This is a genomic window from Microbacterium zouquanmingi, assembly GCF_052266675.1.
Lineage (GTDB): Bacteria > Actinomycetota > Actinomycetes > Actinomycetales > Microbacteriaceae > Microbacterium.
Genome location: NZ_JBQPRA010000006.1, coordinates 13,294 through 26,818, shown reverse-complemented (window position 1 = coordinate 26,818; position 13,525 = coordinate 13,294). Strand labels below are relative to the sequence as shown.

Genomic DNA, 13,525 nt, shown 5'->3' with positions numbered 1-13,525 from the left:
TGCCGAAGGATCCGCAGCGTCTGATCGGCCGCGGGGACCTGCGGGACTCTTGCGGTGTTGTCTGGGATCACAGACAAAGGATCTCATGCGCGACTGTTGACCGCGACCTGGCGGGTGTGGAATCAAGACATGCCCATTCCCGTTCGCATCGGCGCTGACTCCCTCAGCCCTGCCGAGGTCGTCGCGGTCGCGCGCGACGGTGCACAGATCCTGCTCACCGACGAAGTCCTCGATCGCATCGCCGAAACCCGCGGCGTCATCGACGCCCTCGCCGCCGACCCGAACCCGCATTACGGCGTCTCTACGGGTTTCGGCGCGCTTGCGACGACCTTCATCGCCCCGGAGCGCCGCCGCCAGCTGCAGGCCAGCCTGATCCGCTCGCATGCCGCAGGAACCGGCGCAGAAGTAGAGACCGAAGTCGTTCGGGCGCTGCAGCTTCTGCGCCTGCAGACGCTCGCCTCCGGACGCACAGGAGTGCGCCCCGTCGTCGTCGAGACCTACGCGGCGATGCTCAACGCCGCAATCACCCCGATCGTGCGGGAGTACGGTTCGCTCGGGTGCTCCGGTGACCTCGCACCGCTCGCGCATATCGCGCTCGCTGCGATGGGCGAAAGTGACGTGCGGGTCGATGGTGCGAGCATCGCGGCATCCGAGGCCCTGGCGGGAGCGGGAATCGAACCTCTCGTCCTCGAAGAGAAGGAGGGACTCGCGCTCATCAACGGCACCGATGGAATGCTCGGGATGCTGCTGCTCGCCCTCCACGATCTTGAGATCCTCCTCACGACGGCCGATCTCGCGGCGGCCATGTCGGTGGAGAGCCAGCTCGGCACGGACGCCGTCTTCGCCGCAGACCTCATGGCACTGCGTCCTCAGGATGGGCAGGCGGTGTCCGCGGCGCACATCCGGGCCTTCCTCGCAGGCTCTCCGCTGGTCGCCAGCCACCGCGGTCCAGAGGACGGGCGTGTGCAGGACGCCTACTCGCTCCGCTGCTCGCCCCAGGTGCATGGCGCGGCCCGCGACACCATGGCGCACGCGGCGACGATCGCATCGCGCGAACTCGCGAGCGTCATCGACAACCCCGTCGTGACCGTGGACGGCCGCATCGAATCCAACGGAAACTTCCACGGCGCACCGATCGCTGCGGTACTCGACTTCCTGGCGATCTCGGTCGCCGACGTGGCATCCGTTTCCGAGCGCCGCACGGATCGTGCGCTCGACCCGGCTCGAAACCGCGGGCTCGCGCCGTTCCTCGCGCATGAGGTCGGCGTCGACTCCGGGCTCATGATCGCGCAGTACGCCGCGGCCGGGATCGTCTCTGAGCTGAAGCGACTGGCTGTTCCGGCATCCGTCGACTCGATTCCCTCCTCAGCCATGCAGGAGGACCACGTCTCGATGGGGTGGGCCGCCGCACGAAAACTCCGGCGCGCGATCGATGGGCTCACCCGCGTGCTCGCGATCGAAGTGATCACCGGCGCTCTCGCGCTCGACCTGCGCGCACCACTTGAAGCGGGCCCAGCCACCGGCGCGGTCCGCGACCTCGTGCGCACGGTCGCCGGCGGCCCAGGGCCCGACCGCTTCCTCTCGCCCGAGATCGAAGCTGTCACCGAACTCGTCCGATCGGGCGCCATCGCCCGCGCTGCTTCGTCATCCGCCACTGCCGAGGAGAACTCATGACCCGCACGATCCACGCCGCCCGCGGAGCCGAGCGCACGGCCAAGAGCTGGGGTGCTGAAGCCGCCAAGCGGATGCTGATGAACAACCTCGATCCGCAGGTGGCCGAGCATCCGGAGGACCTGGTCGTCTACGGCGGCACCGGCAAGGCGGCGCGCAGCTGGGAGGCGTACGACGCGATCGTCCGCACGCTCGACGAACTCGAACCCGACGAGACTCTGCTCGTGCAGTCGGGGAAGCCGGTCGGCGTGTTCCGCACGCACGAGTGGGCGCCCCGCGTGCTGATCGCGAACTCCAACCTCGTCGGCGACTGGGCGACGTGGCCCGAGTTCCGCAGACTCGAGTCTCTCGGTCTGACGATGTACGGACAGATGACTGCCGGCTCGTGGATCTACATCGGCACGCAGGGCATCCTGCAGGGCACGTACGAGACCTTCGCTGCCGTCGCCCGCTCGCTCTCTCGAACGTCGCTGGCCGGTACTCTCACTCTCACCGCGGGTGCGGGCGGCATGGGCGGGGCGCAGCCGCTGGCCGTCACCATGAATGGGGGAGCAGTCCTCATCGTCGATGTCGATGAGACCCGGCTCTCACGCCGCGTGGAGCACGGCTACCTCGACCGCTACACGGTAGATCTCGATGCTGCCGTGGCCGATGTCCTCGCCGCCAGAGACGCCGGCGAGGCGCTCTCCGTCGGAGTCGTCGGCAATGCCGCCGATGTCTTCCCTGAGCTCCTGCGCCGTGGCATCCCGATCGATATCGTCACGGATCAGACCAGCGCGCATGATCCGCTTGCGTACCTGCCCCAGGGCGTTTCGGTGGCGGACTGGGAGGCGGAAGCGGAACGCGACCCGGAGGACTTCACGCGCCTGGCGCGTGCGTCGATGGCCGCACACGTCGGCGCGATGGTCGGGTTCCAGGATGTGGGAGCGGCCGTCTTCGACTACGGAAACTCCATCCGGCGTGAGGCCGAGCTCGGCGGATTCGAGCGCGCCTTCGCCTTCCCCGGGTTCGTGCCGGCGTACATCCGCCCGCTGTTCGCCGAGGGCAAGGGGCCGTTCCGGTGGGTGGCGCTCTCTGGCGACCCGGCCGACATCGCGGCCACCGATCGAGCGGTCAAAGAGCTCTTCCCCGAGGATGCCGCGCTGCACCGCTGGCTCGACCAGGCTGCCGAGAAGGTGCACTTCGAAGGGCTGCCGGCCCGCATCTGCTGGCTCGGGTACAAAGAACGCCACCTTGCAGGGCTCAAGTTCAACGAGATGGTCGCATCCGGTGAGTTGAAGGCGCCGATCGTGATCGGCCGCGACCACCTGGACGCCGGGTCCGTCGCCTCTCCCTACCGCGAGACCGAGGCGATGGCCGACGGCTCGGATGCGATCGCCGATTGGCCGCTGCTGAACGCATTGCTGAACACCGCGTCAGGGGCGTCATGGGTGTCACTGCATCACGGTGGCGGAGTCGGGATCGGTCGCAGCATCCACGCCGGTCAGGTCACCGTCGCGGACGGCACGGCTCTCGCAGCGGAGAAGCTCGAGCGCGTGCTCACGAACGACCCCGGCACAGGTGTCATGCGACACGTGGATGCCGGATATGAGCGTGCCCGCGAGGTTGCCCGCGAGCGTGGACTGAAGGTTCCGATGCTGTGAGGATGAGCACATGTGCACTCTGATCACGAACATCGGCGAGCTGACGACGAACACGGATGCGGGGATGCTCCGCGACGCCGCCGTTCTCATGGCGGATGGGCGCATCGCCTGGGTCGGATCGGCCGACGCCGTCCCCGCGGACCCCGCAGGCTTCGCGGAGATCGATGCCGACGGCCGAGCCGTGATCCCCGGATTCGTGGACAGCCACAGCCACATCGTCTTCGGCGGCGATCGTGCTGCAGAGTTCGAAGCGCGCATGGCGGGGGAGAAGTATGCCGCCGGTGGCATTCGCTCGACCGTTGCGGCGACGAGGGCCGCGAGCGAGGACGAGCTCCGGGCGAGGCTTCGCGCGTTCATCGCGGAGATGCGCGCGCAGGGAACGACGACCGTCGAGGTCAAGAGCGGATACGGCCTCGATATCGAGACCGAGCAGCGCCTGGTGCGGTTGGCCGCCGAGGAGACCGATGAGGTGACATTCCTCGGCGCGCATGTGGTGCCTGCAGAATATGCAGACGATCCCGACGGCTACGTCGATCTCGTCACGGGGCCGATGTTGGATGCCTGTGCTCCACACGCCCGGTGGATCGATGTGTTCTGCGAGACCGGCGCGTTTACCGTCGAGCAGTCCCGGCGAGTGCTCGAAGCGGGAACCGCCCGCGGGCTGATGCCGCGCGTTCATGCCGGTCAGCTCGGCCAGAGCGGTGGGGTGCGCATGGCTATCGAGCTGGGCGCGGCATCCGTCGATCACGGCACGTATCTGAGCGATGAAGACATTGAGGCGCTCGCCGCGTCAGATACGGTGCTGACGCTGCTGCCCGGAGTGGAGTTCTCCACGCGCCAGCCCTATCCCGACGCGCGCCGGCTCATCGACGCCGGGGTCACCGTCGCGCTGGCGTGCGACACGAACCCTGGGTCAAGCTTCACGTCCTCCATGCCGTTCTGCATCGCCGTCGCCGTGCGCGACATGGGGATGACACCGGTCGAGGCGTTGCGGGCAGCGACAGCAGGAGGAGCAGCAGCGCTGCGGCGCGACGATATCGGCATCATCGCACCGGGGGCTCGGGCCGATCTCGTGCTGCTGGATGCCCCCAGTCACGTGCACCTGTCCTACCGGCCAGGGGTTCCTCTCGTGCACAGCGTCTGGAAGGACGGGGTTCTGGCATGAGCCGGTGGTTCGCGCTGTCAAAACCTGTTCGCGCGGCGGAAGTATCTGCAGCGCGAACAGCGAACAGCAGCGCGAGGTGCGAAATAGCGGCGCGAAACGGAGGCCGAGGATGACGCTGTCGGTTGATGAGCTGTGGCCGCGGGCCGGCGGCTGGGAGGAGTTCGACAGCACACAACAGACGGATGTTGTGCTGCTGGGCGTGCCGACGTGGCGCACCTCGCTCTCACCGACCGGCGCTCACGCGACGCCCGCCGCGATTCGCGCGGCGTTGCGCCGGTACAGCGCGACGCTGATGGGGCCACCTGTCCTGGACCTCAACGAGGTGCTGCGCATTACGGATGCCGGTGATATCGCCGAGCCCGATGGGGACGACGGCATCGCTGCGACAGTGGCGCGGGTGGCCGAGCTCTCGGCGGCAGACGCGTTCGTCATCGCTCTTGGCGGGGACAACTCCCTCACCTACCCCGTGGCACGCGGTGCCGCAGCGAGCGGACTCATCACGATCGACGCGCACTTCGACCTGCGCGACGGAGTCTCGAACGGCTCGCCGGTCCGCCGGCTCGTCGAAGACGCCCCGGTGAGCGAGCGCATTGACCCGGCGCGCATCGTGCAGATCGGGATCGCCGACTTCGCGAATTCCGCTGCATACGCCCGCCGGGCGGCGGAATGGGGCATCCGGGTCATCACTCTCGACGAGCTCCGTCATCGCGGCATCCCGGACGTCGTGACCGAAGCAATAGGGCTCGCAGGCGCGGGCGACGTGGCACGCATCCACCTGGATGTCGACGTCGATGCGGCGGACAGAGCCATCGTGCCCGGCTGCCCGGCAAGTGTTCCCGGGGGCCTCGCCGCATTCGAGCTGCGCGCCCTGGTGCGCTCGCTCGCCCGGGACCCGCGCATCGTCAGCGCGGACATCGCAGAGGTCGATGCGACGGCAGACACCGAGGATGAGCGTACCGTGCGCTTGGCGGCACTGTGCGTTCTCGAGCTGCTGGCGGGGCTCGCCGCACGCTGAGATTCAGATGCCGGGGATCACCGCGTGAGCGATCGTGAAGATCGCCAGCCCTGCGAGAGCACCGACGACGGTGCCGTTGAGTCGGATGTACTGCAGGTCGCGACCGACCATGAGCTCGATCTTCTCGGTGGTCTCTGCGGGGTCCCACCGCTCGACGGTGTCGGTGATGATGGACGCGATGTCGTGCCGGTAGCGGTCCACGAGGAAGACAGCCGCGTCGGACACCCATGAATCCACCCGGCGCTGCAGAGCGGCATCCGTCGTGAGCCGTTCGCCGACTTCTTCGATGGCCTGCACGGCGCGAACCCGCAGGCTGCTCTCGGGGTCGGCGAGCGCACGGATCAGACCGTTCTTCGCGGTGTTCCACGCTTCAGCAGCCAGGGCGCCGACGCGGGGGCTGTCGAAGAGCGTCTCTTTCGCGTTCTCGAGCTTGCGCCTGGTGACCGGGTCGTTCTGCAGGTTGCCGGCGAGGCGGCCGAGGTATCCGTCGATCGCGAGGCGGGCCGGATGCTGCGGATCGGCGCGCACGGCATCCACGAACTTGATCGCCTCGTGGTAGACCGTGTCATCGACGAAGCGGTGGGCGAGCTTGGGAACCCATCCGGGCAGCCGCCGCGAGACGAGGCCGGAGAAGGCATCGGCGTTGGCGACCAGCCACGTCGAGATGCTGTCCGCTGCCAGATCGACCGCGCCGCGGTGTGCGCCGGACTCCACGATCTTCTCCAGCCATGCTCCGGCCGGTGTGCCCCACTCGGGCTGCACGAGATGCTCACGGGCAAGGTCTGCGATGAGGTCGCGCACATCGTCGTCGCTGAGGGCGTTGAGCACACCGGTCGCGATGGCAGAGCCCTCGGCTGCGACCCGCTGGGCATGCGGCTTCTCGCGCAGCCATTCGCCGGCCCGCTGCGCGATCGCCGTCGATGCTAGTTTCGTGCGAACCACGTCGGCGGCGAGGAAGTTCGTCTCGACGAACTCGCCGAGCGTGCGCCCGATCTCGTCCTTACGGTTCGGAATGATCGCCGTGTGCGGGATCGGCAGTCCCAGCGGGCGGCGGAACAGCGCCGTGACCGCGAACCAGTCGGCGAGGGCACCGACCATGCCGCCTTCGGCAGCGGCGCGAACGTACGCGAGCCAGGGGTAGCGCCCCTGCATCCAGAACGCGATGACGAATGCGATCGCCATGAAGATGAGCGCGCCGAGCGCGATCGCCTTCATCACGCGCAGCGCGCGCAGACGCTCCTGGTCAGCGGGGGACAGCAGGGCCATCGGAGTGCGCGGCATACGGTCATCCTCGCACGCACTCGGTCCCCGAGCCCGTCGAAGGGTACTCTCGGAACGTGATCGAAGACATCAAGAAGCGCGCGCTGCATCGCACGAGCATCCTCGAGGGTCAGCTGCGCGGGGTTGCCCGCATGATCGAGGGCGAGGAGTACTGCATGGACATCATCACGCAGTCCCGCGCCATTCAAAAGTCTCTGGAATCACTGAACCGCCTGCTTCTGGAGAACCACCTGCGCACGCACGTCACGCACATGTTCGAGCAGGGCGGAGACGAGCGGGAGCAGGCTGTCGACGAACTGCTGAAGGCCTTCGACTTCGAGCGGAAGTAGTCAGCCCACAGGTCCCAGCAGCGCGCTCGCCGCCGTGGAGTGCGCGGACTCCGGGTCGGAGGGGTGGAACATTCCCGCCAGCACGTCGCGGTAGAGCCTGGAGAGCTCGTTCGACGAGAAGTACGACCCGCCGCCGGCCGTGAGGATCGCCTGGTCGACGACATGCTTGGCCATCACGACAGCGCGGTGCTTCGTGCCGGAGAGCAGCGTGAACCAGCGAGCTCCATGGTCGGCACGCTCGTCGACATCACGCGCGAGGGCGGTGATCTGCGGTGGCAGGGCGTCATAGGTGAGGCTCATATCCGCGATGCGCCACCGGATGTCGGGATCCTGGCCATAGGCGAGCCCGGTCTTCTTCGACGTGCGCTTCTGCACCGTCTGGACCGCGAGCTCGATCGCGCGGTGGGCGATGCCGGTGTAGACCGAGGCGAGCAGCAGCTCGAACACGCTGAAGATGCCGAAGATGATCGGATCCGGCGATGGGCCGGGGTCGATGCGACGCACGATCTGCGAGGCGGGAGCGGTGGCGCCGTCGAGCCTCGTGGTGCGACTCTGCGTGCCGCGCATTCCCAGGGTGTCCCAGTCATCGCTGGTGGTGACCGCATCCGTGCGCTCGATGAACGCGAATACGAGCTTCGGCGCATCTTCGCTCGTGGTGTCCAGTCCGTGCAGGCCGAGCTTGGTCCACACCGGTGCGAGTGAGGTGAAGATCTTCGTTCCCGTGAATGCGTAAGAGCCATCGGCCTGGGGCACAGCATCCGTAGTGCTGTCGAACAGCACCAGGTCGTTGCCTCCCTCGCTGATCCCGAACGCGAAGACTTCTCCCGCGACCGCACCAGCCTGCACGAATTCGAGTCCCGGCACGCCTCGGTCGCTGAACACCTTCGCGACTCCGGTCCAGACCAGATGCATGTTGATCGCAAGGGCAGTGGCGGGGGATGCCCCGGCCAGGCGCTGCTGAAGGATCGCGGCCTGTTCGAGTCCGAGGCCGGCGCCGCCGCGCTCGGACGGGACGAGGATGCTCAGATATCCGGCATCCCGCAGCTCGGCGAGGTCCTGTTCGGGGAAGGTGTTCTCCCGGTCGTGGATCGGCGCGCGCTCGCGAATGCGCTCGAGCAGGTCGTCGGGGAGATACGCGGCGGGATCGAAACTCATGACACTGCCTCCAACAGCTGGCGGATGGTCTCTTCTGGCAGGTCGCGGTGCGGTGAGTGGCCGGCACCATGGACGATCGACATCGAGATGTTGTCGTTCGCCGCGAGCACTTCATCTGCGACGTCTCCCGTGAAGAGGCTGTAGACCTCGGGATCGGCGCCGATGACGTGGGTGGGGATGCTCAGCCGCGCGGCATCTGCGCGCACGTCCCAGGGGTCGTTCTGCGCGCTGGTCTGCTCGACGGCCCAGCGGCTGCCGCGGGTGACCGCGTCGACCTTGAGATCATGGTCCTGCGGATGCCAGTGCGGATGCTCGTCCTGCACGACCTCGATCCGATTGTCCGTGAACGCGCGCTCCTGGCTGCGGCGCACGATCTGCGCATCGCGGCCGTCCACAACGATCGCCGGGTCGAGGAGGATGAGGCGTTTCGTCCACCCCGGGTCGGATGCCGCGGCCACCGTGCTCGCTGCTCCGCCCAGAGAGTGTCCGATGACAGCATCCCAGGAGCCGCCGCGGTCGGGGGAGGCCAGCGCGAGATCCGAGGCGTAGGCGCCGACGGTGTAATCGAGCGCACGTGGGGCGTTGCCGTGCCCACGGAGGTCGATCGCGGACGCATGCCACCCCGCATTCGCAAGGGCATCGCCGAGCGCCCACATGAGAGCGCCTGAGGAGCCGAGTCCGTGCACGAGCAGAGCGGTCTTCTGGGAGGCAGGATCGCCCCACGAGAGGCGGGGGAGCGTCACGACGGTCACCCCTTCAGACTACGAGGCGAACCGGTCGCATGCGACACGCCCGCGACACGCCGAGGGGTGTTTTCCACAGGGAATCGAATGTCCGAACCCCGGCGTAGCGTCCAACCTGTGGATGGATTTCTGAGGGGCCTGCGAGAACCGCGAGATCATGCGCTTCGACAGGCTCTATATTGACCCCTCGGCTGTGGATGAAATGGTGGACAACCTGTGTTGTAACCGGTGGAGAACGGTGGAAAACTACACGGATGTAACTACTAGCCCTTGTGGTCAACCTCAATGTCCGTACCTATATGTAGTATTGAGATCCCGGTGAGGTCTACCGGGAGAAACCTAGTCCTGAGGGGGATAGCAATGTCGATCACGGTCTACACCAAGCCTTCGTGCGTGCAGTGCAATGCGACCTATCGCGCGCTTGATGCGAAGGGTCTCGAGTACGAGATCCACGACCTCTCTGAAGACGCTTCGGCGCTCGAGCAGGTCAAAGCTCTCGGGTACATGCAGGCACCTGTCGTCGTCACCGACGAGGGGCACTGGTCGGGGTTCCGTCCCGACAAGATCGACGAGCTCGCAGCCCGTCTGGTCTGAACCCTTCGACGGCGCTCAGGGAGCGGGGTGAATCATGCGTACCATCGCAACGGCTGCGCCGCTCCTGGTCTTTTTCTCCAGCACCTCGGGCAACACGGCCAGGTTCATCGAGAAGGTCGGTCTTCCGGCCGAGCGCATCCCGCTGTATAGAACAGAAGATCCGCTCGTCGTCGACCAGCCGTTCGTCCTTGTCACTCCCACCTATGGGGGAGGGCAGGGTCGAGGCGAGGAAAAAGGGGCCGTCCCCAAGCAGGTGATCCGGTTCCTCAACGATGAGCGCAACCGGCGCAACATCCGCGGGGTCATCTCCGCAGGCAACTCCAACTTCGGCGAGGCATTCTGCCTTGCCGGCGACATCATCAGCCGCAAGTGTCATGTGCCGCACTTGTACCGGCTTGAAGTTTTCGGCACGCAAGAAGACGTTGATCGCGTGAGCGACGGATTGGAACGATGGTGGACACTGCAATTGACGAGCAGACCGTGACCGAGATGGTGGAGTTCAAAGCCAATCCCGCATACGAGGGTCTTGACTATCACGCGCTCAACGCGATGCTGAACCTCTACGACGCGAACGGAAAGATCCAGTTCGACGCCGACAAGCGCGCGGCGCGGGAGTTCTTCCTGCAGCACGTCAATCAGAACACGGTGTTCTTCCACTCCCTCAAGGAGCGTCTCGACTACCTGGTCGAGAAGGAGTACTACGAGGGCGAGCTTCTTGAGAAGTACTCGTTCGAGTTCATCAAGAAGCTCACCGAACTGGCGTACTCGAAGAAGTTCCGCTTCGAGACCTTCCTCGGCGCGTTCAAGTACTACACCAGCTACACGCTGAAGACGTTCGACGGAAAGCGCTACCTGGAGCGCTTCGAAGAGCGCGTGGTGATGACCGCTCTCGGACTTGCCGACGGTGATGAGCAGGTTGCCATCGACCTCGTCGAAGAGATCATCTCTGGCCGATTCCAGCCTGCGACGCCGACCTTCCTCAACTCAGGCAAGGCACAGCGCGGCGAGCTCGTCAGCTGCTTCCTGCTGCGCATCGAAGACAACATGGAATCGATCTCGCGCGGCATCAACTCTTCGCTGCAGCTGTCCAAGCGCGGCGGTGGCGTGGCGCTGCTGCTGTCGAACATCCGCGAGTCCGGCGCACCGATCAAGCAGATCGAGAACCAGTCCAGCGGAATCATCCCTGTGATGAAGCTTCTCGAAGACAGCTTCAGCTACGCGAATCAGCTGGGTGCTCGTCAGGGGGCCGGTGCGGTGTACCTCAGTGCGCACCACCCCGACATCATGCGCTTCCTCGACACCAAGCGTGAGAACGCTGACGAGAAGATCCGCATCAAGACCCTCTCGCTCGGTGTCGTCGTTCCCGACATCACGTTCGAGCTCGCCAAGAACGGCGAAGACATGTACCTGTTCTCGCCGTATGACGTCGAGAAGGTCTACGGCGTGCCCTTCGGTGACATCTCGGTGACCGAGAAGTACCGCGAGATGGTCAACGACCCGCGCATCAAGAAGACGAAGATCAACGCACGAGAGTTCTTCCAGACTCTCGCCGAGATCCAGTTCGAGTCGGGCTACCCGTACATCATGTTCGAAGACACGGTGAACAAGGCCAACCCGATCAAGGGCCGCATCAACATGTCGAACCTCTGCAGCGAGATCCTGCAGGTGAACACGCCGACGACGTACAACGAAGACCTCTCGTACAACGAGATCGGCAAGGACATCTCCTGCAACCTCGGCTCGATGAACATTGCCCTGGCGATGGACGGCGGAAACCTCGGCGCGACCGTCGAGACCGCGATCCGCGGTCTCACCGCGGTGAGCAACCAGAGCCACATCTCCTCGGTCCGCTCGATCGAGGACGGCAACGACCGTTCGCACGCGATCGGCCTGGGCCAGATGAACCTGCACGGCTACCTGGCGCGCGAGCACGTGCACTACGGATCCGAAGAGGGCATCGACTTCACGAACATCTACTTCTACACGGTGCTGTTCCACGCGCTGCAGGCATCGAACAAGCTCGCAATCGAGCGCGGCGTGGCCTTCGACGGGTTCGAGGACTCGACGTACGCCTCCGGTGAGTTCTTCGACAAGTACATCGACCAGGCCTGGGTGCCTGCGACCGAGAAGGTCAAGGACCTTTTTGTCGGCCACAGCATCCCGACTCAGGCTGACTGGACCCTGCTGAAGGACAGCATCCAGAAGCACGGCATCTACAACCAGAACCTGCAGGCTGTGCCGCCGACCGGATCGATCTCGTACATCAACAACTCGACGAGTTCGATCCACCCGATCGCGTCGAAGGTCGAGATCCGCAAGGAAGGCAAGCTCGGGCGCGTCTACTACCCGGCGCCGTTCATGACGAACGACAACCTCGAGTATTACCAGGACGCGTACGAGATCGGCTACGAGAAGGTCATCGACACCTACGCCGCTGCCACGCAGCACGTTGACCAGGGCCTGTCGCTGACGCTGTTCTTCAAGGACACCGCCACGACCCGCGACATCAACAAGGCGCAGATCTACGCATGGCGCAAGGGCATCAAGACGATCTACTACATCCGTCTTCGCCAGATGGCGCTCGAGGGCACTGACATGTCCGAGTGCGTCAGCTGCATGCTCTGATCCGGATTTCTTAGAACAGGAACGATGATGACACCCGAATCGCTCAAGCTGGTCGACCACGTTCAGGCGATCAACTGGAACCGCATCCAGGACGACAAGGACCTCGAGGTCTGGAACCGTCTGGTGAACAACTTCTGGCTGCCCGAGAAGGTGCCGCTGTCGAACGACGTGCAGTCGTGGAACACGCTGACTCCCGAAGAGCAGCTGCTCACGATGCGCGTGTTCACCGGGCTGACCCTGCTCGACACGATTCAGGGCACGGTCGGCGCGGTATCGCTGATTCCCGACGCGATCACCCCCCACGAAGAGGCGGTGTACACCAACATCGCCTTCATGGAGTCGGTGCACGCCAAGAGCTACTCCTCGATCTTCTCGACCCTTGCGTCGACCAAGGAGATCGATGAGGCGTTCCGGTGGTCGACAGAGAACGTGAACCTTCAGAAGAAGGCTCAGATCATCATGGATTACTACCAGGGTGATGACCCGCTCAAGCGCAAGGTGGCATCGACTCTGCTGGAGTCGTTCCTGTTCTACTCGGGCTTCTACCTGCCGATCTACTGGTCGTCCAAGGCGAAGTTGACCAACACCGCCGACCTGATCCGTCTCATCATTCGTGACGAGGCCGTGCACGGCTACTACATCGGCTACAAGTATCAGAAGGGCCTCGAGAACGAGACCGAGGAGCGCCGTCAGGAGCTGAAGGATTACACCTTCAACCTGCTGTTCGAGCTCTACGACAACGAGGTGCAGTACACGCAGGATCTCTACGACGGCGTCGGTCTGACCGAGGACGTCAAGAAGTTCCTGCACTACAACGCCAACAAGGCGCTGATGAACCTCGGCTACGAGGCCATGTTCCCCTCGACCGTGACGAACGTGAACCCGGCGATCCTGTCGGCGCTCTCGCCGAACGCCGACGAGAACCACGACTTCTTCTCGGGATCGGGTTCGTCGTACGTCATCGGCAAGGCAGAGGCGACCGAAGACGACGACTGGGACTTCTAAGACTTCTCCTTAGAGGCCCCAGGTAAATACCTGATCACGCCCCTGATCCGCGAATTGTCGCAGATCAGGGGCGTTTTTCGTGCTCCCAGTTGAAAGACGGAGGAGGACAGAAATGAACAGGAATACCCATCCAGAAAGGCACGTAGGGGGCACGCGCGCACCTTCCACATGGAAGGGAGGCGAGGCAGGGACCGGAATTTGCAGTTGCTGCACCGCCCAAGCCGTGCCACTTCGTGCCACAGACGATCGAGTCACCCCCCGGAGATCCGCGGAAGCATGCGGTTTTTGGAGAGTCGCGA

Annotated in this window: 12 protein-coding genes; 9 read left to right on the top strand and 3 right to left on the bottom strand. The window is 65.0% G+C overall.

All coding sequences use genetic code 11. The features are described from left to right. Positions 1-129: 129 nt before the first annotated feature. The 4 genes from hutH (at position 130) to ACTU6V_RS13525 (ending at position 5,494) form a co-directional block, all read left to right on the top strand. Positions 130-1,674, top strand: a complete 1,545-nt coding sequence (gene hutH, locus ACTU6V_RS13540) for a histidine ammonia-lyase (protein ID WP_443469059.1) — start codon at positions 130-132, stop codon at positions 1,672-1,674. Further along, a complete protein-coding gene (hutU, locus tag ACTU6V_RS13535; protein WP_443475857.1) occupies positions 1,671-3,314 on the top strand; it encodes a urocanate hydratase in 1,644 nt (547 codons plus the stop codon). Before hutH ends, hutU begins: the two co-directional genes overlap by 4 nt. 10 nt (positions 3,315-3,324) lie before the next feature. Then, positions 3,325-4,479 (top strand): imidazolonepropionase, encoded by a 1,155-nt coding sequence (hutI, locus tag ACTU6V_RS13530; protein WP_443475856.1) that lies wholly within the window; start codon positions 3,325-3,327, stop codon positions 4,477-4,479. Between the two features lie 109 nt (positions 4,480-4,588). Beyond that, positions 4,589-5,494, top strand: a complete 906-nt coding sequence (locus ACTU6V_RS13525) for an arginase family protein (RefSeq protein WP_443475855.1) — start codon at positions 4,589-4,591, stop codon at positions 5,492-5,494. Positions 5,495-5,497: 3 nt separating this feature from the next. Here ACTU6V_RS13525 and ACTU6V_RS13520 read toward each other — a convergent pair whose 3' ends face one another. Continuing rightward, positions 5,498-6,775 carry a DUF445 domain-containing protein gene (locus ACTU6V_RS13520; RefSeq protein WP_443469055.1) on the bottom strand — a complete coding sequence of 426 codons (1,278 nt, stop codon included), beginning with the start codon at positions 6,773-6,775 and terminating at the stop codon, positions 5,498-5,500. 56 nt (positions 6,776-6,831) lie between these two features. Here ACTU6V_RS13520 and ACTU6V_RS13515 point away from each other — a divergent pair, with 56 nt between their 5' ends. Continuing rightward, positions 6,832-7,104 carry a metal-sensitive transcriptional regulator gene (locus ACTU6V_RS13515; protein ID WP_417510873.1) on the top strand — a complete coding sequence of 91 codons (273 nt, stop codon included), beginning with the start codon at positions 6,832-6,834 and terminating at the stop codon, positions 7,102-7,104. Here ACTU6V_RS13515 and ACTU6V_RS13510 read toward each other — a convergent pair whose 3' ends face one another. After that, positions 7,105-8,259: an acyl-CoA dehydrogenase family protein gene (locus ACTU6V_RS13510; RefSeq protein ID WP_443475854.1), complete on the bottom strand. Its 1,155-nt coding sequence runs from the start codon at positions 8,257-8,259 to the stop codon at positions 7,105-7,107. Further along, a complete protein-coding gene (locus tag ACTU6V_RS13505) occupies positions 8,256-9,011 on the bottom strand; it encodes an alpha/beta fold hydrolase (RefSeq protein ID WP_443475853.1) in 756 nt (251 codons plus the stop codon). Before ACTU6V_RS13505 ends, ACTU6V_RS13510 begins: the two co-directional genes overlap by 4 nt. 351 nt (positions 9,012-9,362) lie before the next feature. Between ACTU6V_RS13505 and nrdH the strand changes: the two genes are divergently transcribed. Genes nrdH through nrdF form a run of 4 tightly spaced genes read left to right on the top strand, consistent with a single transcriptional unit; the run spans position 9,363 to position 13,226 of the window. Then, positions 9,363-9,596, top strand: a complete 234-nt coding sequence (gene nrdH / locus ACTU6V_RS13500; RefSeq protein ID WP_443469052.1) for a glutaredoxin-like protein NrdH — start codon at positions 9,363-9,365, stop codon at positions 9,594-9,596. Positions 9,597-9,630: 34 nt separating this feature from the next. Further along, positions 9,631-10,080: a class Ib ribonucleoside-diphosphate reductase assembly flavoprotein NrdI gene (gene nrdI / locus ACTU6V_RS13495; RefSeq protein ID WP_443469051.1), complete on the top strand. Its 450-nt coding sequence runs from the start codon at positions 9,631-9,633 to the stop codon at positions 10,078-10,080. A gap of 5 nt (positions 10,081-10,085) precedes the next feature. After that, positions 10,086-12,221: a class 1b ribonucleoside-diphosphate reductase subunit alpha gene (gene nrdE, locus ACTU6V_RS13490; RefSeq protein ID WP_443475897.1), complete on the top strand. Its 2,136-nt coding sequence runs from the start codon at positions 10,086-10,088 to the stop codon at positions 12,219-12,221. A gap of 27 nt (positions 12,222-12,248) precedes the next feature. After that, positions 12,249-13,226: a class 1b ribonucleoside-diphosphate reductase subunit beta gene (nrdF, locus tag ACTU6V_RS13485; protein ID WP_443469050.1), complete on the top strand. Its 978-nt coding sequence runs from the start codon at positions 12,249-12,251 to the stop codon at positions 13,224-13,226. Positions 13,227-13,525: the final 299 nt, after the last annotated feature.

Excerpts from the sequence above, each read along its gene's own strand:
- hutH (WP_443469059.1), top strand. The coding sequence starts at position 130 with ATGCCCATTCCCGTTCGCATCGGCGCTGACTCCCTCAGCCCTGCCGAG.
- ACTU6V_RS13510 (WP_443475854.1), bottom strand. The coding sequence starts at position 8,259 with ATGAGTTTCGATCCCGCCGCGTATCTCCCCGACGACCTGCTCGAGCGC.
- nrdH (WP_443469052.1), top strand. The coding sequence starts at position 9,363 with ATGTCGATCACGGTCTACACCAAGCCTTCGTGCGTGCAGTGCAATGCG.
- nrdF (WP_443469050.1), top strand. The coding sequence starts at position 12,249 with ATGACACCCGAATCGCTCAAGCTGGTCGACCACGTTCAGGCGATCAAC.
- ACTU6V_RS13520 (WP_443469055.1), bottom strand. The coding sequence starts at position 6,775 with ATGCCGCGCACTCCGATGGCCCTGCTGTCCCCCGCTGACCAGGAGCGT.
- nrdI (WP_443469051.1), top strand. The coding sequence starts at position 9,631 with ATGCGTACCATCGCAACGGCTGCGCCGCTCCTGGTCTTTTTCTCCAGC.
- ACTU6V_RS13525 (WP_443475855.1), top strand. The coding sequence starts at position 4,589 with ATGACGCTGTCGGTTGATGAGCTGTGGCCGCGGGCCGGCGGCTGGGAG.
- hutU (WP_443475857.1), top strand. The coding sequence starts at position 1,671 with ATGACCCGCACGATCCACGCCGCCCGCGGAGCCGAGCGCACGGCCAAG.
- hutI (WP_443475856.1), top strand. The coding sequence starts at position 3,325 with ATGTGCACTCTGATCACGAACATCGGCGAGCTGACGACGAACACGGAT.
- nrdE (WP_443475897.1), top strand. The coding sequence starts at position 10,086 with ATGGTGGAGTTCAAAGCCAATCCCGCATACGAGGGTCTTGACTATCAC.